The sequence below is a fragment of the Bacillus sp. Je.9.29.b genome, assembly GCF_051129925.1.
In the GTDB taxonomy this organism is placed as follows: Bacteria; Bacillota; Bacilli; order Bacillales; family Bacillaceae; genus Bacillus; species Bacillus safensis.
In genome coordinates this window covers 35,252-52,722 of record NZ_JBCPSO010000002.1, presented here as the reverse complement: position 1 = coordinate 52,722, position 17,471 = coordinate 35,252, and the positions used below count along the sequence as shown (strand labels likewise).

At 41.1% G+C, this 17,471-nt stretch carries 18 protein-coding genes and 1 other annotated feature; of the genes, 5 read left to right on the top strand and 13 right to left on the bottom strand.

Annotated features, from left to right (window positions below; genetic code table 11):
* Nucleotides 1-42: 42 nt before the first annotated feature.
* The 3 genes from AAZR19_RS03545 to AAZR19_RS03535 all read right to left on the bottom strand — a co-directional run bounded on the left by AAZR19_RS03545 (nucleotide 43) and on the right by AAZR19_RS03535 (nucleotide 4,242).
* Nucleotides 43-945 (bottom strand): dienelactone hydrolase family protein, encoded by a 903-nt coding sequence (locus tag AAZR19_RS03545; RefSeq protein ID WP_076839312.1) that lies wholly within the window; start codon nucleotides 943-945, stop codon nucleotides 43-45.
* A 130-nt stretch (nucleotides 946-1,075) separates the two neighbouring features.
* The gene (leuS, locus tag AAZR19_RS03540; protein WP_024424893.1) at nucleotides 1,076-3,490 is read right to left on the bottom strand and encodes a leucine--tRNA ligase; all 2,415 of its coding nucleotides are present in this window, start codon (nucleotides 3,488-3,490) and stop codon (nucleotides 1,076-1,078) included.
* Between the two features lie 97 nt (nucleotides 3,491-3,587).
* Nucleotides 3,588-3,809, bottom strand: a binding site (T-box leader).
* Between the two features lie 103 nt (nucleotides 3,810-3,912).
* Nucleotides 3,913-4,242 carry a DUF4257 domain-containing protein gene (locus tag AAZR19_RS03535; protein WP_008343006.1) on the bottom strand — a complete coding sequence of 110 codons (330 nt, stop codon included), beginning with the start codon at nucleotides 4,240-4,242 and terminating at the stop codon, nucleotides 3,913-3,915.
* A 422-nt stretch (nucleotides 4,243-4,664) separates the two neighbouring features.
* Here AAZR19_RS03535 and AAZR19_RS03530 point away from each other — a divergent pair, with 422 nt between their 5' ends.
* Nucleotides 4,665-5,468, top strand: coding sequence for a PAS domain-containing protein (locus AAZR19_RS03530; protein ID WP_087976494.1), 804 nt, complete (start codon nucleotides 4,665-4,667; stop codon nucleotides 5,466-5,468).
* An 86-nt stretch (nucleotides 5,469-5,554) separates the two neighbouring features.
* The gene (locus AAZR19_RS03525; protein ID WP_087976493.1) at nucleotides 5,555-6,253 is read left to right on the top strand and encodes a sunset domain-containing protein; all 699 of its coding nucleotides are present in this window, start codon (nucleotides 5,555-5,557) and stop codon (nucleotides 6,251-6,253) included.
* 67 nt (nucleotides 6,254-6,320) lie between these two features.
* On the opposite strand, the gene AAZR19_RS03520 is transcribed toward AAZR19_RS03525, so the two are convergent.
* From AAZR19_RS03520 to AAZR19_RS03490, 7 genes are all read right to left on the bottom strand, one after another.
* Nucleotides 6,321-7,631 (bottom strand): ABC transporter permease, encoded by a 1,311-nt coding sequence (locus AAZR19_RS03520; RefSeq protein ID WP_087976492.1) that lies wholly within the window; start codon nucleotides 7,629-7,631, stop codon nucleotides 6,321-6,323.
* Nucleotides 7,621-8,319, bottom strand: coding sequence for an ABC transporter ATP-binding protein (locus AAZR19_RS03515; protein WP_024424897.1), 699 nt, complete (start codon nucleotides 8,317-8,319; stop codon nucleotides 7,621-7,623). Before AAZR19_RS03515 ends, AAZR19_RS03520 begins: the two co-directional genes overlap by 11 nt.
* Before the next feature lie 21 nt (nucleotides 8,320-8,340).
* Nucleotides 8,341-9,327 (bottom strand): ABC transporter permease subunit, encoded by a 987-nt coding sequence (locus AAZR19_RS03510; RefSeq protein ID WP_434702321.1) that lies wholly within the window; start codon nucleotides 9,325-9,327, stop codon nucleotides 8,341-8,343.
* Nucleotides 9,321-10,199: an ATP-binding cassette domain-containing protein gene (locus AAZR19_RS03505; RefSeq protein WP_024424899.1), complete on the bottom strand. Its 879-nt coding sequence runs from the start codon at nucleotides 10,197-10,199 to the stop codon at nucleotides 9,321-9,323. The genes AAZR19_RS03510 and AAZR19_RS03505 overlap by 7 nt, the downstream gene beginning before the upstream one ends.
* On the bottom strand, nucleotides 10,192-10,584 hold the full coding sequence (locus AAZR19_RS03500; RefSeq protein WP_019743690.1) for a GntR family transcriptional regulator: 393 nt from the start codon (nucleotides 10,582-10,584) through the stop codon (nucleotides 10,192-10,194). The genes AAZR19_RS03505 and AAZR19_RS03500 overlap by 8 nt, the downstream gene beginning before the upstream one ends.
* Nucleotides 10,585-10,601: 17 nt before the next feature.
* On the bottom strand, nucleotides 10,602-10,781 hold the full coding sequence (locus AAZR19_RS03495; protein WP_024424901.1) for a hypothetical protein: 180 nt from the start codon (nucleotides 10,779-10,781) through the stop codon (nucleotides 10,602-10,604).
* A gap of 142 nt (nucleotides 10,782-10,923) precedes the next feature.
* Nucleotides 10,924-11,199 carry a YtzC family protein gene (locus AAZR19_RS03490; protein WP_024424902.1) on the bottom strand — a complete coding sequence of 92 codons (276 nt, stop codon included), beginning with the start codon at nucleotides 11,197-11,199 and terminating at the stop codon, nucleotides 10,924-10,926.
* A 152-nt stretch (nucleotides 11,200-11,351) separates the two neighbouring features.
* Between AAZR19_RS03490 and AAZR19_RS03485 the strand changes: the two genes are divergently transcribed.
* Complete coding sequence (locus AAZR19_RS03485) at nucleotides 11,352-12,317, top strand: TIGR01212 family radical SAM protein (protein ID WP_017358356.1); 966 nt, start codon at nucleotides 11,352-11,354, stop codon at nucleotides 12,315-12,317.
* Nucleotides 12,314-12,889 (top strand): class I SAM-dependent methyltransferase, encoded by a 576-nt coding sequence (locus AAZR19_RS03480; RefSeq protein WP_434702317.1) that lies wholly within the window; start codon nucleotides 12,314-12,316, stop codon nucleotides 12,887-12,889. The genes AAZR19_RS03485 and AAZR19_RS03480 overlap by 4 nt, the downstream gene beginning before the upstream one ends.
* 15 nt (nucleotides 12,890-12,904) lie before the next feature.
* On the opposite strand, the gene AAZR19_RS03475 is transcribed toward AAZR19_RS03480, so the two are convergent.
* Both AAZR19_RS03475 and AAZR19_RS03470 read right to left on the bottom strand, forming a co-directional pair.
* Nucleotides 12,905-13,984, bottom strand: coding sequence for a tetraprenyl-beta-curcumene synthase family protein (locus AAZR19_RS03475; protein ID WP_087976488.1), 1,080 nt, complete (start codon nucleotides 13,982-13,984; stop codon nucleotides 12,905-12,907).
* A gap of 30 nt (nucleotides 13,985-14,014) precedes the next feature.
* Nucleotides 14,015-14,794: an alpha/beta hydrolase gene (locus tag AAZR19_RS03470; RefSeq protein ID WP_087976487.1), complete on the bottom strand. Its 780-nt coding sequence runs from the start codon at nucleotides 14,792-14,794 to the stop codon at nucleotides 14,015-14,017.
* On the opposite strand from AAZR19_RS03470, the gene AAZR19_RS03465 reads away from it, so the two are divergent.
* Entirely contained in the window at nucleotides 14,780-15,355 is a 576-nt protein-coding gene (locus AAZR19_RS03465; protein WP_264082779.1) for a gamma carbonic anhydrase, read from the top strand. The two genes, AAZR19_RS03470 and AAZR19_RS03465, sit on opposite strands and share 15 nt — an antisense overlap.
* 142 nt (nucleotides 15,356-15,497) lie before the next feature.
* Here the strand turns inward: AAZR19_RS03465 and asnB are convergent, their stop codons facing one another.
* On the bottom strand, nucleotides 15,498-17,396 hold the full coding sequence (gene asnB / locus AAZR19_RS03460; protein WP_041107362.1) for an asparagine synthase (glutamine-hydrolyzing): 1,899 nt from the start codon (nucleotides 17,394-17,396) through the stop codon (nucleotides 15,498-15,500).
* Between the last annotated feature and the right edge of the window lie 75 nt (nucleotides 17,397-17,471).

The window sequence follows — 17,471 nt, the reverse complement described above, 5'->3', positions numbered from 1 at the left end:
CTCCTCCTTTCTTTTGACGTAGTATGTCCAAGCGTTTCTTGATTACAGCCACTTTTTCAAAAATCGTGTCGCCTCGTGACGCATAGCGGCTGTTTCAAAATGACCTGCATGAAGACGGGTAAGCTGATATCGTTCTTTCAATGAAGCAGCTTCATAGGTTTGACTCAATACCTTTTGAATCCTTCCAACGCCTTCAGCAGGCGTGAGCTGATCAAGTTTTCCAACTAAGCTTAAATGCGGTCTTGGAAAAATCATTTCTTGAATGTCCGCTGCTGTAAAATGCTTCGCCAAACTCGGTACATAGTAATAAAAGCCATGTCTGTCCAAATTGTTCGTTTCAATTAATGTATGATGGTCCACCTGTGCGCAAAGATCAATACACACACTGACCCTCTCATCAAGTGCAGCCGTCCACCAGGAAAGAAGACCGCCCATTGACATCCCAAAGACAGCTAACCTGTCCGCCAGCACATCAGATCGAGACAGCAAATAATCAATCGCACACATACTTTCATACAGCATCATGCCCCACATCACTTTTCCTGTTAAAAGCATTTCCTTAAAAATTTCACTTTCTGTTCTTCCTCTTCTCTCACCAAACCCTGCATGATCAATGGCCAGTACACTATATCCTTTTGATGTAAACTCTTTTGCATATGAAGGCTCTTGCAAATAATGGGCACCCTTTAACAGCTCTTCCTTCCCATTCACGTAATTCCCGCCATGAGAGTGCTGGAACAGCACAACGGGTCTTTTTTTCACTGTATCCTTCGGTTTCACGAAATAAGCAGGTACTTCCTCTACACCATTCATGGAGAGAATGAGTGTTTCCACTACATATGATTCACGTTCCTCCATTTTTAACGTATAAGCCTCCACGCGATGACGTTCTGGCATTTCTCCTAACAGACTGAGCAGTTGTTCACGTTTGCTTTCCTTTTCCATTGACGTCACTCCTCATTTTCTTGATCACCTGTTAAAATACGAGACCGATGCGGGAATCACCTTGTTTTCGACAAAATTATGTCCCGGGAAATAAAGAACACCCATCGGTTCATACCGATGGGTGTCATCATTAGTTCGCAACAATATTGACAAGCTTCCCAGGAACTGCAATCACTTTACGAATGGTTTTCCCTTCAAGCTGTTCTTTTACACGTGCATCATTTTTCGCGAGCTCTTCTAACTGCTCCCTTGTTGCATCAGCAGGAACGGTTAATTTTGCTTTTACTTTACCGTTAAGCTGTACGACAATTTCTACTTCATCGTCGACAAGCTTTGACTCATCATATTGAGGCCATGCTTCATAAGAAATAGATCCTTCATGACCAAGTTTATTCCAAAGCTCTTCTGCTAAATGCGGTGCAATTGGAGAAAGAAGCTTTACAAAGCCTTCTGCATATTCTTTCGGCAGTGTATCCGCCTTATAGGCATCGTTGATAAACACCATTAATTGTGAAATGCCTGTATTGAAACGCAAGCCTTCATAATGATCCGTTACCTTCATGACTGTTTCATGATAGCTGCGTTCTAATGCGCCGCCAGATTGCTCTGTCACTTTATCACTGAGTGAGCCATCTTCATTTGTAAAGAGACGCCATACACGATCAAGGAAACGACGAGCGCCATCAAGTCCTGTTTCAGACCAAGCAATTGACGCATCTAAAGGTCCCATGAACATTTCATAAAGTCGTAATGTATCCGCACCATGAGATTCTACGATATCATCTGGGTTGACCACATTTCCTTTTGATTTACTCATTTTTTCATTGTTTTCCCCAAGAATCATACCTTGGTTGAACAATTTCATGAAAGGTTCTTTTGTTGGAACAACACCGATATCATACAAGAACTTATGCCAGAAGCGTGCATATAGAAGATGCAGTACAGCGTGTTCTGCTCCGCCGATATACACATCAACTGGAAGCCATTTCTTCAGCTTCTCAGGAGAGGCAAGCTCTTCTGTGTTATGAGGATCAATATAACGTAAGAAATACCAGCAGCTGCCTGCCCATTGCGGCATTGTATTCGTTTCGCGGCGGCCTTTTTTACCTGTAACAGGATCTACAACCTCAACCCAGTCTTTAATATTGGCTAATGGTGATTCACCTGTACCACTTGGCTTAATCTCTGTCGTCTTAGGCAAGATCAGTGGAAGCTCTTCTTCTGAAACAGCTGAAGATGTTCCGTCCTCCCAATGAATGATTGGAATCGGCTCACCCCAGTAGCGCTGACGGCTGAACAGCCAGTCTCTTAAACGATATGTGACTTTCTTTTCACCTTTTTGATGTTCTTCAAGCCATGCAATCGCTTTTTCAATCGCTTCTTCTTTTCCTAAGCCATTTAGGAAATCAGAGTTAATGTGCTTTCCATCACCTGTGTAGGCTTCTTTTTCAATGTCTCCGCCTTCTACAACTTCTTTAATTGGAAGATCAAAGGTTTTGGCGAATTCATAGTCACGTTCATCATGGGCAGGAACCGCCATAATGGCTCCAGTTCCATAAGTCGCCAGCACGTAATCGGCAATCCAGATCGGCATCTTTTCACCATTTAAAGGATTGATGGCATACGCTCCAGTGAAAATACCTGTCTTCGTTTTAGCAAGATCTGTCCGCTCTAAGTCACTCTTTGATTGAATCTCTTTGATATACGCTTTGACAGCTTCTTTTTGAGCATCTGATGTAATTTTTTCAACAAGTGCATGCTCTGGTGCAAGCACTGCATATGTTGCGCCAAATAGTGTATCAGGACGCGTTGTGAAAACCGTAAACTGTTCGTCATGTCCTTCTACTTCAAAATGAACGTGCGCACCTTCAGAGCGTCCGATCCAGTTACGCTGCATATCTTTGATGCTTTCAGGCCAATCAATGTCCTCTAAATCTTCTAACAGCCTGTCCGCATATGCTGTAATCTTTAGCATCCACTGCTTCATAGGACGTCTTTCAACAGGATGGCCTCCGCGTTCACTTTTTCCATCAATGACTTCTTCATTTGCAAGCACTGTGCCAAGCGCTGGGCACCAGTTCACTGGTACTTCATCAATATAGGCCAATCCTTTTTCGTACAATTTTAAGAAAATCCATTGTGTCCATTTGTAGTAATTCGGATCTGTCGTGTTAATTTCTCGATCCCAATCATACGAGAACCCTAGTGATTGAATTTGGCGGCGGAAGTTATTGATGTTCTCTTCTGTAAAGGCCGCCGGGTCATTTCCTGTATCAAGTGCATACTGTTCTGCGGGGAGACCAAATGCGTCCCATCCCATTGGATGAAGAACATCATATCCCTGCATACGTTTCATGCGTGATAGAATATCCGTTGCTGTATAGCCCTCAGGGTGCCCGACATGAAGCCCTGCTCCTGATGGATATGGAAACATATCAAGTGCATAAAACTTCGGTTTATCTTCCGAGTCAGATGTGGCGAATGTTTTATGTGTCAGCCAATAATCCTGCCACTTCTTTTCAATTTCCCGATGCTGAAAACTCAATGTGAAAACCTCCTTTAATATGTACGGCTTTATCTGCTTAGATGACCACTGCAAGAATTCAGATTTTTCTAAAATCAACAAAAAACCCTCATCCCTGGAAAGGGACGAGAGATTTTTTGGTTCCCGCGGTACCACCCTTGTTAGCGTAACATGCTGTTCGTACGCTCACTTAATATCTTTAACGCAGACATGCGACAGAAGCTTTAACGCAACTGCAACTCTGAGGCGAGTTCAGAAGCAGATTTGATTGACTTTCACCAGCCGTCAATTCTCTAAAGACAAATACTGCTTTCCTACTACTCCTCTTCACTGTTCTTATCGTAACCGTCATCTAAGTAGTATTTTATAGAATTATGATCATAAGTGCAAGCAGGTTTGTATACAATGGAAATGTACCCTAGACTAGGGTAAAGTAGAGGATATTATTCGTGTGGAGATCGGTTATGACGGTTGGAGCCTGCATCCTGTGAACGTTCTTCTCTCACAAAATCGAAGCTTCGCAGAACTGCTTCTCCTCCGTAACCTGAAATAATGGATAAGATGATCAAGTGCAGACTAGATTCGGGATTTGAGGATAAGACAAGCAGTGTAGCGGCAATCATCCCAACGAGCCAATCTTCAATAAACCCTAAGTAAATAAACTTTTTTGTCATTCTGGGCTTCTCTAGCCTGCCTTTTTTCTTTACGTGACCGAGAATGCCCATGACCCCTCCAATGGCGCAAGCAATAATGACTTGTTGCAGCATTTTCATCACCTTCCTAAAGCCCTTAGAATAGTAAAGCGACTTCAGGCTGTCCAGCCCCCTGTAATGCCATTCTGCTGTTCCGTCATAATCCATGTAAAAGGTCTATTCTCTCTAACGAAGAAAAAAAGCTTGTTTCTTCCATTATATGTGAATGACCTAAAAACAATCTTGATGCATTGGAATCATTTTTACCTAATCCATATTAACTATTTTTGTCATTTTATGAATGATGAGTAATTGATCCCTTCTTTTTCTAATGAAAAGTCTCCTTACTTACTCTATTCTAATGGAGGACAAACTATGATGACAAATTTAACAAAGCGTTTGCAATCGTTGAAACAGAACATATGTTATGTTACGTTTAAAAGGATTCGTTTGGTTGAAAAGACAACCATTTGATATGTCTTATAGCAGCAAAGGAGGGTAATATGGTCAGCTCGAACATTTTCGGCTTGCAAAAACAGCTTGAACTCATCAAAAAAGCGCTGGATCATGCGCGGATCGGTGTTGTCATTACAGACCCTTCCTTAGAGGATAACCCTATCGTTTATGTGAATCACGGCTTTACACAAATGACTGGATACAAACCAGATGAGATTCTTGGTCGTAATTGTCGATTCCTTCAAGGAAAAGACACGGATCAAAAGCAGCTTGCTTTAATTCGTGATGGAATTCAAAACAAAACACCTATTACCACACAGCTAAAAAATTATAAAAAAGACGGCACTTTTTTTTGGAATGAACTCAATATAGATCCTCTATACATTGAACAAGATGACAAAACATTTTTCATTGGTTTTCAAAAGGATATTACGAAACAGAAAGAATATGAACAGCTCCTAGAAGATTCCTTACAGGAAGTCACCTCTCTTTCGACGCCAATCGTCCCAATCAAAAATGGTGTATCTGCTCTTCCGCTTATCGGAAAATTATCTGAAGAACGCTTTGATGCCATTGTCGCTAAGTTAACCTGTATATTAGATGATTCAAAGGATGATTATTTAATTGTCGACCTTTCTGGTTTAATCGAGGTCGATGATTCCGTCGCAGCACGTATTTTCAAACTGCATCATCTTCTCAATCTAACTGGAACCGAACTGATCATCACTGGGATTAAGCCGCAGCTTGCGCTGAAAATGAAAGACCTCGATACAGATTTCCAGAAGACGATCACTTATTTGACAGTAAAAGAAGCCATAAAAGGATTACCATTAGCTGAAAACCCTGTGTAAACAGGGTTTTTTTAATTGAACCGCTCCCCAAAATGGAAAAATGAGGTATGATAGGTGTAAATAGCAATTTAGGGGGGCTGTTAGATATGTTGTTACTCATATTAGGACTTTTATGTGTTTGTTTTGCCATCGGATATGCCGTCAATTTCTTCTTACTCAAACGCAAGAACGAGCTGATTTTTTCAAAGAAACTTTTTTATCCTTTTTTGATCATTGGTCTCTTCTTTTCCATTATGTCATTACCGCTTACTGCTGGAAATGCGCCAAAGGCACAAGCCGATCCATCTTCTGAACAGCTGTTAAAGGATCAAAAGGAACTCTCATCTGACATTTCGCGCTTAAAAGCTGATAAAGAGTCGCTTATCTCCTCTTTAGAAGATGCAGAGAAGGAAAAAGAAAAGCTGGAAAAAAAGCTGGAAACCATCACCTCAGAAAAAGAAACGGTCAAAAAGCAAGAGAAGACCATTCAATCGCTTGAAGAGAAAATAGACAAGCTCACCTCCAGCAATGAAACACTCAAACAAGAAATCAAGAATAGCAGCAGCGATACGAAGTCTTCCACCGTCCAGCGCTCCGCACCTAAAGATGAAGGAAAAAGCACAGGCGGTCATGAATCACAAAAGGAAACAAAAAAAGAATCGGCTGCCTGTAACATTAAAGGGAGTGTCAACGGCATTTACCACACACCAAGCAGCAGATACTACTCTAGAACAAAGAATGTAACCAAAATGTTCTGCTCAGTAGAAGAAGCAGAGCGTGCCGGATACAGGGCACCTAAGCAATAGCGATGTTTAATGAAGATAAAAAAAAGAACCTCCTGAGCGCCCAATCGGGTTTACAGGAGGGTTTTTTTTAGATTTCTCTTCTTAAAGCTGCTAATACATTCGTTTTTGTTGCCTTACGTGCCGGGTTAAGCCCTGAAATGATCGCTACCCCTGCGCTGATCACTGTCGCTGTAATGACAAGGCTGAGTGGAATATAGGAAAAAGTAATCGAGAATTGATCGCTTGATCCTCCCTCAGACATGGACGACAAAATGGGTGGGATGATTAAATTAACGGCGAAACTAATCAAATATGAGATGATAATACCGATGATTGATCCGATTACTCCAATATAAGCACTTTCCATTAGGAACATCCGCTTGATAATGGATGGATTCGCGCCAATGGCTTTCATAATCCCAATCTCTTGTGTTCGCTCTGTTACCGCCATGGTCATCGTATTGAAAATTCCGATGGCAGAAATAATGACTGCAATACATCCGACAAAAATGAGTCCAATTTTGAAGACCGTAAAGAACATATCCATTCCTTCAAGCTGGTTCGTCACAGAGATGACTTGATAGCCCTCATCTGTTAGTTTATTCGTGAGCGTACCGACATTGTCGAATTTATCTGCATAAACAGAGGTCTTTTTCTCGACATTTCCTGCTTCAGGAGACAGGTCGAGTATTTGACCAAATTCTTTTTCATAAGCATTCGGAATTAGAATTTTATGATCCTCCTGCCACTCCAAATTCGGCTTTTTCAAAACACCTACTACACGGAAATCAAATGTTTTTTCTTTAACGACTTCACCTTCTTCATTTAGTTTTGGCACTTTGATTTGAATCACTTTATTTAAAATATCCTTCGTGTAGCCTTTTGGCTCCTTCGGTGTTTCTTCCCCATTTGACGTCTGGTTTAATTCTTTTTCATAGGCTTCGCGTTCTTTTTTTGTCCACAATTGCTGCGCCATATGATACCCAACCACAATTTCGTTCGCTGATGTTGGGACTTTTCCTCGGTCTAGTTCAAGACCTGCTTCTTTTTCTTCTTTCATATCAGTCAAAGCAGCCTGCGTTTCACTTGAACGGTTATCGAGCTCGACGTTAACCGATGGATTGATTGCCGTTCTTGAGACGACAGATTTCACATGATCATATTTCTTTAAATCATCAATCTTAACGTCTCCTTTTTCTTTTCCTAACACTTTAATTTCTGTGATGATTTGCTGTTTCATAATTTCATCTTGAGCTGATTTTTGCAAACCAAAACCGACAGACGCTAGAACGATTAAGAAAGAGCATGCCATTGTCGTCGCAAGAATGGTCATAAACACACGCAATCTATTTTTCTTCATATTTCTTCTAATGAATTTGACCTGATCTCTAAATTTCAATGGATTGTTCCCCTTTCTTTAATACACCATCGTGAAGCTGGAACGTTGTGTCTGCAATTGAAGCGACTTCATCGTCATGTGTAATGATGACAAATGTAATTCCTTTTTCACGATTGAGCTGCTGGATAAAGGCTAAAATTTCCCCTTCAGTTTCTGAATCCAGACTGCCTGTTGGTTCATCCGCTAAAATAATTGATGGATTTAAAATCAAGGCTCTTGCAATACTCACACGTTGCTGCTGTCCGCCTGACAGCTCATTTGGGTAATGTCCTGCGTGATGTTCAAGTCCTACTCGTTTCAGCATTTCTTTTACTTTCGCCTTTCGTTCAGACGGCTTCACCCCTTTTAAAGTGAGCGGAAGTTCAACATTCTCATACGTTGTTAAGCTCCCGATCAACTGAAAGCTTTGAAAGATAAAGCCAAAGTGATCTAAGCGAAAGTCTGCCCATTCTTTTTCATTAAAGCCGGTCACATCGGTGCCATCAATGACAATTTTTCCGCTCGTTGGCGTAATATAGCCTGATATTAAGTTCAATAAAGTTGATTTCCCCGAACCACTTCGTCCAACAATACAAGCAATATCGCCTCTTTTGATGGACAGGTCAATTCCTTTCAGCACAGGAATTTCATTTTCCCTGCCCTTTTTACCAATTTTAAATACATGATCTAATGCTTGAATCTGAATCATCTCTACTCCCCTGCTCTCTGTTTATCTTTTTCGATAGATTAAGAAATAACTCGTTAGTGCGCCCACAGCTCCACCGATGAGCATGCCAACGATATAACCAAATATGGAATTATCTGAAGAAAAACCAAACCATCCAAACCCTAGAACACCGAAGACAATGACCATAATCTGAATAGGTCTATTCAGATTTGAATAAAGAAAGAAGCGGCCATTTCGTTCAATTGGATGTTTTATAAAGCTAATTAAGCCAATTAGATAAAACAGAACCACCATGACAATAGGTATAATGATTTTTTCGCCTGAGAACCAAAGAGGATAATCAGATCGGAAAGGTTCATCTATAATATAGTTGATTGGAGACATAGGCGATATCAAATAAGCGAAGCTCTTATCTAACCAACTTCCACTTGTCTTGATAATAAAATCTAAATGAACAAGCGGTAATCCGATCACTAAAAAGGGTAAAATAGCTGTGCTGAACCCAACGATTGATTGCGCAATGGAACTTCCGGTTAAAGTACCCGCTGCAAAAAATAAACTATAAAACATTAAAGAGGACACAAGCGAAATGACATAACCGCTATGAAAACCAGGTATCTCTAGTGGGTTAAGTCCTAAAATAAGTAAATAAGTAAGAATATAAGAAACGGCATGAACGACTGCAATAATTCCAGCACCTAAGAAGAACTTAGTATGATAGATCGAACTTCTGCTAAATGGCAAGGATAAGGTAAAGTCCATATGCCCTTTATTTCTCTCAAATCCTAGCTGAATGACAGCAAAGAAGAGCCCCATTAACCAGGAAAGGGAAAGAAAAGCATCTGTTTTAAAGATATAAGAAAAGCGTGGTGAATCCGTAATACACTCTGTATCATTTAGACATGTTTGAAAAGACGAATATTCCATTAAGAATGCGAAGGGCGTCGCAAGCGCAGCAACAAGCATCACTAAAATGAATGTCAGCTCTGATTGCTTCCACTCCTTATATAATAATTGCCGCTTTACCATCTGCGTTTCCCTCCAAACTTCGCAATGAATACTTCTTCTAAATTCACAGGCAGTTCATGCCATACTTTTGGTTTCAGTGACTTCAAGTACTCTTTAGCTTCTTCGTCGGTTTTTAGAACAAGCGCTGTATAGAAAACGCCCGCTTGATCCAAAATCGCCACGCCATTTTTTCGAATACTTAAGTTCATATCTTCTTCAAAGGCCATTTGGATTTTGACATAGTCATTCTTTAATTCATCTAAATCCATGACACTTGTGAGTTCATTTCCTTCTAAAAATCCAATTCGATTACACATGCGCTCAATGTCCTCTAAGCGGTGAGATGTAATTAAAATCGTTGTTTGTCGTTCTGCCACCTCGTCAATCATCAGCTGAAGAACGTCATTTCTTGTGACGGCGTCAATTCCATCAGTCGGCTCATCTAATAAAATGACCGCTGGTTTGATGGCAAAGCTTAAAATTAATGACAGCTGTTTCTTTAACCCTGTCGACAACTCACGATACTTCACTTTTTCCGGAATTTCATAGCGGTTCACAAGCTCATTGGCATAGGTCACGTCAAACTTTGGATATATATGCTTTAACAGCTGGACAAGCTGTCCGTAATTGTATCTATCAAAGTAAGGATTCACGACTGGCATGAATACAATATTTTGCTTTACTAAAGGGTGGTCTTTCACCAGCACATCTTTAAAATAAATCTCTCCTTCATCCGGAAGAAGAATTTGCTGAATCAATCTGAGAAGTGTTGTTTTCCCAGAGCCATTACGGCCAAGCAGACCGAAGATCTCACCTTCGCCTATTTTGAAGGAAACGTCGCTGAGTACTTCGCGTCCATTTAATTTCTTCGATACATTTCTGACCTCAATCAACTTGTTTTCCTCCTTTTAGACTTGAGCCGATCTCTTCCAGCCATTCCTTGAGCTGATGAATATCAATACCAGCATAATGAGCTTCTATGATGAGTTGTCTTAACTGTTCTTTCATCTCGAGCACCTTCCCTTCATTCAGCTTTAACTGAGCACCTTCTGTTACATACGTACCGCGGCCCCGCAGAGTTTCAATAATCCCTTCCCGTTCCAGCTCTTTATACGCTTTACTGACGGTGTTTGGGTTGGCAATAATAATGGTGGCGAGCTCTCTGACAGAGGGCAGTTTGTCACCTGGCTTCATCACGCCTTTTAAACATAAAATTTTAAGCTGCTCAATGATTTGTTCATATATTGGCGCAGCGCTTCTTGGATCTATTTGAATCATGATGACTCCCTCTTTCCTCATTCATGCTTTTGCAGTCCTATCGCTTGATCATGTCCTTGCATTAAAGGAACTGAATTGGGTATCAAATCTTTTTGAACTTCAAAACCAATGAAAACAAGAACGAAAAAAAATGTACATGCTAACGCAACAGCCAGCACCATCCACTTCAAATTGATTGGTTTTTTTTCTTTTTTCATGGTTGAACACCTTTCTTCACTTTTTAAGCGTCTGTAGTGTATTAGTTGATGTAGTACACTTAATACAATATAGACACCCAGCATAAAAGTCAATAGCTTATTAAAAAATAAAAAACAGACCCTTAAAAGAAGGATCTGTTCATCATTCATTATCGTAGGAAATCCCTAAAATCATTTGGTTTTGCAAGCTCTGAATTTGAACACGCGCCCTGTCTAACCGTTCTCTTTGCTGGTCATTGGCGACATCTTTTAATTTTTCTAATTCATTGACCGTATTCTCAAGCATGAGCTGTGCTTTTGAAAACTCTTCCTCATTATAATGTTCCTGACGTGAGCTCAAATCAAATTGTTCATTTGCAAACTCAAGGGTTTCCGTACTTTTTTGGATAAATTCATCGATCGACTGCCTTGTTGCCATCTTACATTCCCTCCATTTCATCATCGCTCCCGCCTATTTTGCCCATGTAACGCTTTTTCACTAAAGAAAATGTTGGACAGATTCAATTGTCCTCCTTCGTGATTTTTGTTAAACTTTAAGGATGCCTATTATTATGCAAGGAGGTTACTGACTTGGATCAGCATAACCCTTTTTTATATTCAAACAGTGAAAAACGTTATCACACATGGAACTACCATTTGCGTGAACACTTTGGTCATAAAGTATTTAAAGTAGCCTTAGACGGCGGCTTTGACTGCCCAAACCGTGATGGTACTGTAGCCCACGGCGGCTGTACATTTTGCAGTGCCGCTGGATCTGGTGACTTTGCAGGAAACCGGGCTGATGATCTCATCACTCAATTTAACGAAATCAAAGACCGGATGCATACAAAATGGAAAGACGGAAAATACATGGCGTATTTCCAGGCGTATACAAACACACACGCTCCGCTACCTGTCCTAAAAGAAAAATATGAAACCGTTATGAATCTGGATGGTGTCGTAGGTCTATCCATTGCAACAAGACCTGACTGTCTGCCGGATGACGTAGTGGAGTATTTAGCCGAATTAAACGAACGCACTTACCTATGGGTAGAGCTTGGTCTTCAAACAGTACACGAACGGACAGCTATGCTCATCAACCGTGCTCATGATTATGAATGCTACGTTGAAGGTGTAGAAAAACTGCGAAAACACGGAATTCGTGTCTGCTCACATATCATCAATGGACTGCCTCTTGAAAACCGGGACATGATGATGGAAACAGCAAAAGCTGTTGCGGATTTAGATGTGCAGGGAATTAAAATTCATTTGCTTCACCTTTTAAAAGGGACTCCAATGGTCAAGCAATATGAAAAAGGAAAGCTTGAGTTTTTAAGCCAGGAGGAATATGTTCAACTTGTTTGTGATCAACTGGAGATTCTGCCGCCAGAAATGATTATTCACCGTATTACAGGCGACGGCCCAATTGAATTAATGGTTGGTCCAATGTGGAGTGTTAATAAGTGGGAAGTACTCAATGCCATTAATGCTGAGCTCGAAAGACGTAACAGCTACCAAGGGAAACGTTTCGTCAGATTGGAAGAAGCAGCCAAATGATTTTGAAACGCATGCTTCCTTTTAGTAAAGAGCTGTTAGAACGCGCTTGTCAAAAAGGCGACATCGTTATAGATGCAACAATGGGCAACGGCCACGATACACTCTATTTAGCTGACCTTGTAGGAACTGATGGACAAGTGTTTGCATTCGACGTGCAAGAGGAAGCCTTGCAGCAGACAAGCAAAAGACTTGGCGGTCAATATCCTTACGTTCACCTCATCCATGATGGGCATGAAAAACTGGCGGATCATCTTCCGAAGGATGCTTATGGACAAATAGCCGGTGCAGTGTTTAACCTTGGGTATCTGCCCGGAGGCGATAAAGCCGTCACCACTCAGGCTCATACAACCATTGAAGCCATCAAGCAGCTCCTCGAATGGCTCAAACCCGGAGGTCTGATCGTCCTTGTGATCTACCACGGACATCCCGAAGGAAAAAGAGAAAAAGAAGTGCTTCTCGACTATTGCAGATCACTGCCTCATGAAGAGGTACAAGTTTTATCATATCAATACATGAATATTCAAAACGACCCGCCGTTTGTGGTCGCCATTGAAAAAAAGCTCAAATCCTAATGGATTTGAGCTTTTTTATGATGATTTCATCCAAGGCATTTTCTGATAGGTCCGATAGGCTCTTCCGTTAATATAGAAAAAGAACGATGTTTTCCCGCTTGATTTGATCAGCCGCTTTGCCAGCTTGTTCATCTCTTTTTGGGCTGTCACTTTTTCATCGGACAAATAGACCGCCAGTAATCCTCTGTTAATCAATTTGTGAAAGTTTTCATGCGGAATGCCTTTCAGCTGCTCATCCGCTTTTTCGATAAAATGCTGAAGTCTATCCATCATCTCATGATGAGAATCATAGTATGAGCAAAAGTTCAGATCTCCCCCAAGCCGGTCCTCTTCTTGGTCTATTAAATAATCGAGTAAAATGTGCAGACCTTGAATATAAGGGAAATAGCTTTCGTAAATCTGCTTCGCCTGCTTTTCTGTAAAATCAGGCTGCAGCGCATACGCCACAAGACAGAATATCCCTAACGTTGATCCCGCACAAGCTGAAAACTCATACCACTCCATCTTCGGCAAATCCTTTTCATATTGACGGAACCACGACTCTAATCTTGGCACACGTTCATGAGGAACGACATGCTTATGTACTTGCAGGTCACTATAGTAGTCACACAGCGTGTGTAAATATGGCTGAATGATCGGATAATGCCGAACGCGCGTAAGCACGTTTTGACATGTGCGGACAAGCGCATGTAAATATCCATGATCCTCTTGATCATCACGGAATTGATAGTATGGCTTGAGCTCAGCATGAATATCAAGCGCATCTCTCATCGCTTGATGCAGCATCTGGAAATCCTTTGGATCAAGCGACGTGCTGCGGTCACATAGGTTATCTAAGTAATCACTAATGGTTTGATACGCAACAATGAATTCAATACACGTTTCTTTCTCTTCACCTGCTAGAAGAGATAAAATGCCTCCGCCTTCACAGTGAAACGTTTTACTCGATATGCTCGCTAGTGCCTGCGTTCTCAGTTCTTCATTTTCAATCATTTCGGCATGAGCCCGCCACTTTTTCAGCTCCTGATGAACAAGCGGAAAAATATCTTTATACACCTTTGTCATCAGTGCAAAAGGACGCTCTGGTACTGACAAATCACTCCACCCCCAACTTAAAGCTCACAATCAAATATATTGATCTGTAAAGGCTCTTGCCGCCTTAAACACATCTTCTCTTTCTGGTTCATTAAAAATTTCGTGATACAGCTCTTCCCATTCACGGTATGATTTATTGGTTGATTCTATGCCATTGAACCATTTGATCACCCTCGATTTATCCACGATCTTATCATCGCCCGCCTGCATTAAAAGGAGCGGGATCGATTTAAAGACATTCGTCGGCTGCATCGCCGCATCGATATTTTTGATCAGCTCTCGATACCAGCGAACCGACACCTTTGTCACGTAAAGAGAATCATTTGAGTCTGCCTCAATGACCGCCTGATTTCTTGTGGCTAGTTCAATCGACAGCCCTGACTCCACTTTAAAAGACGGTGCCAGCACATTTAGACCTTTTGACGCAAAATCCATCAGCTTCTTCGGTTTAAATTGCAGACCTAAACAAGGTGATGATAAAATAAGGCCATTCAACTTCGTATGGGTATACTGTTTCATCCACTCAATTGAAATGAGTCCACCCATACTGTGTCCAAGTAAAAAAGTAGGAAGCCTGAATGATTTCGCATGTTCGATCCATTCATCGACTGTATCAATGTATTCTTGAAACGAACGAATGTGGCCTCGCGCACGTGTCGATGTTCCTTGCCCAGGCAAGTCACCCATGACGACGTGATAGCCTGCATTCCGCCACATTTCAATCAGCCATTTATATCGGCCGTGATATTCACTCGCACCATGTACAATGACAATTGTACCAACTGGTCTTTCAGCATGCCAAGTCCACAAAGGAAACACCTCACAAATGTTGTATTAAGAAAGGAAGTCGAAAAAGTGATTTATCCATTTCATCAGTTTACACCTGAGATTCATGAATCGGTCTTTGTCGCAGATAACGCCACCATTACCGGTGATGTCACAATTGGAGAATATTCGAGCGTGTGGTTTCAAACCGTCATCAGAGGCGATGTTGCACCTGTGAGAATTGGAAAGAACGTCAACATTCAAGATTTATCGTGCCTGCATCAAAGTCCTGGAAAAACACTTCTTATTGAAGATGGTGCTACCATTGGACACCAAGTCACATTACATAGCTCAATCATTCGAAAAAATGCCCTCATTGGCATGGGTTCCATCATTCTCGATGGTGCGGAGATTGGCGAAGGCGCCTTTATCGGTGCAGGAAGTCTTGTCCCTCAAGGAAAGGTCATCCCAAAAGGATCACTCGCTTTTGGCCGTCCAGCCAAAGTCGTTCGGCTGTTAACAGATGAAGATATTCAAGACATGGACCGAATCCGCAGAGAATATGTAGAAAAAGGACAATACTATCGTTCCCTTTTATCTCGTTAACATCATACGTGTATCTTCACTTTATCACGTTTTTTTCAGGATATTAAGCAATAACTATGAACCGCTTGTTATTTTACCCTTTTCCGCCACTTTCTATCATGACAAAAAAGGTTTTCAGCACAAAGCTGAAAACCTTTTTTCATTAACTAAAGATGACTTCTTTCGGTTGATGATTCAATTGCTCTGGATCAATACTGCGCTCGACATAAATGCTGTGCCAAATCATAAAGATCAGGACGGTCCAAATCTTACGGCTATGATCTGCTTTACCAGCACAATGTTCATTTAATAAATCAAGCACATACGCTTTGTTAATATACTCGTCAGTTTGACTGTTTTTAATGATGTCTTTCGCCCAAGCGTTCATCTCATTTTTCAGCCAATGACGAATTGGAACAGGGAAGCCCAGCTTCTTGCGGTTTAACACATGGTCAGGCACAATGCCTTCTGCTGCTTTACGCAATAAATATTTCGTTGTGCCATCTTTTGTTTTCAGCTCTTCTGGAATTTTAGAAGCCGCTTCAAATACGACCTTATCAAGGAAAGGAACGCGAAGCTCAAGAGAATTCGCCATTGTCATCTTATCTGCTTTCAGTAAGATGTCCCCGCGCATCCACGTATGAATATCAACATATTGCATTTTGTTAATATCACTGTAGCCTGCACTTTCCTCGAAGTATGTCTTCGTCACATCACGATACGTAATGTTCGGATCATACTGCTTTAAGAGGTTTTTCTTTACTGGCTCTTCAAAGATTTTCGCATTACCGATATAACGTTCCTCTAATGGTGTACAGCCGCGGACGATAAAGCTTTTTCCTTTCATTCCTTCTGGCATTAAGCGCGCCAGACGAAGAAGAAGCTTTTTCAGCATAGATGGAACAGATTCAAATGGTTTAAGAGAAAGCGGCTCACGGTAAATATTATAACCACCGAACAGCTCGTCTGCTCCCTCACCAGAAAGAACAACCGTCACTTGTTTTTTCGCTTCCTTTGCCACGAAATACAATGGAATCGCCGCCGGATCAGCTAAAGGATCATCTAAATGCCAAACAATCTTCGGAAGCTCATTCATATATTCCTCAGGAGAAATCACAGCGCTGAAGTTTTGTAAGCCCAGCTTGTCAGCCGTTTCCTTCGCTACATCAACTTCACTAAAACCATCCTGCTGGAAGCCAACAGAGAATGTCTTCAGCTCAGGATGAAATTCCTTTGCAACAGATACGATGAAAGAAGAATCGATACCACCTGATAGGAATGAACCAACAGGTACGTCACTTCTCATATGAATTTTCACAGAATCATAGATTGCATCGCGTACTTCTTCAATCAGCTTCTGTTCTTGTGTTTGCTCAGGCTTGAATTGAACTTTCCAGTAAGTCTTAAATTCAATCTCCTGTCCTGGGCGTAAAGTAAACTGATGACCTGGCTCTACTTTGTGCACCTTTTGATCAAGTGTATTTGGCTCAGGTACGAACTGGAATGACATGTATTGCTGCAAAGCAGTCTCATCAAATAAAATGTTCTCGTTCACTGCCATCAAGCTTTTGCGTTCAGACGCAAAGTACACTTGCTCATCCATTTGTGTAAAATAAAGCGGTTTGATGCCGAAAGGATCTCTTGCGCCATATAATAATTGCGCTTCTTTATCCCAAATTAAAAATGCAAACATGCCGCGAAGCTTAGAAGCCGCTTCTTCTTTATAATGACGGTATGTAGCAAGAAGTACTTCCGTATCAGAATCTGTGCTGAACGTATAGCCTTTTTTCACAAGCTCTTCCTTCAGCTCCACATAGTTATAAATTTCTCCGTTGAAAATAATCCAATACTTTTCATCTTCATAAGAAAGCGGCTGCTTTCCGTGCTCAACATCTATAATACTTAAACGTCTAAATCCAAATCCTACATGCTCATCATGAAAGTAACCCTCATCATCCGGACCACGATGAACGATGAGACGATTCATTTGTTTAATTAGCTCTTCCTGTTCAGTAGTTTCGGACAATGGACGGTGATTAAATACACCAACAAACCCACACATATTATTGCCTCCACGTTATGTTATTTCTTAAAAGTAGACCTATAATTAGACAGTATTTTGTCCGATTTTGTTTCA

Coding starts and splice junctions, on each gene's coding strand:
- AAZR19_RS03545 (WP_076839312.1), bottom strand. CDS start 945: ATGGAAAAGGAAAGCAAACGTGAACAACTGCTCAGTCTGTTAGGAGAA.
- AAZR19_RS03535 (WP_008343006.1), bottom strand. CDS start 4,242: ATGAAAATGCTGCAACAAGTCATTATTGCTTGCGCCATTGGAGGGGTC.
- AAZR19_RS03530 (WP_087976494.1), top strand. CDS start 4,665: ATGGTCAGCTCGAACATTTTCGGCTTGCAAAAACAGCTTGAACTCATC.
- AAZR19_RS03525 (WP_087976493.1), top strand. CDS start 5,555: ATGTTGTTACTCATATTAGGACTTTTATGTGTTTGTTTTGCCATCGGA.
- AAZR19_RS03515 (WP_024424897.1), bottom strand. CDS start 8,319: ATGATTCAGATTCAAGCATTAGATCATGTATTTAAAATTGGTAAAAAG.
- AAZR19_RS03510 (WP_434702321.1), bottom strand. CDS start 9,327: ATGGTAAAGCGGCAATTATTATATAAGGAGTGGAAGCAATCAGAGCTG.
- AAZR19_RS03500 (WP_019743690.1), bottom strand. CDS start 10,584: ATGATTCAAATAGATCCAAGAAGCGCTGCGCCAATATATGAACAAATC.
- AAZR19_RS03495 (WP_024424901.1), bottom strand. CDS start 10,781: ATGAAAAAAGAAAAAAAACCAATCAATTTGAAGTGGATGGTGCTGGCT.
- AAZR19_RS03490 (WP_024424902.1), bottom strand. CDS start 11,199: ATGGCAACAAGGCAGTCGATCGATGAATTTATCCAAAAAAGTACGGAA.
- AAZR19_RS03480 (WP_434702317.1), top strand. CDS start 12,314: ATGATTTTGAAACGCATGCTTCCTTTTAGTAAAGAGCTGTTAGAACGC.
- AAZR19_RS03465 (WP_264082779.1), top strand. CDS start 14,780: ATGCCAAGTCCACAAAGGAAACACCTCACAAATGTTGTATTAAGAAAG.
- asnB (WP_041107362.1), bottom strand. CDS start 17,396: ATGTGTGGGTTTGTTGGTGTATTTAATCACCGTCCATTGTCCGAAACT.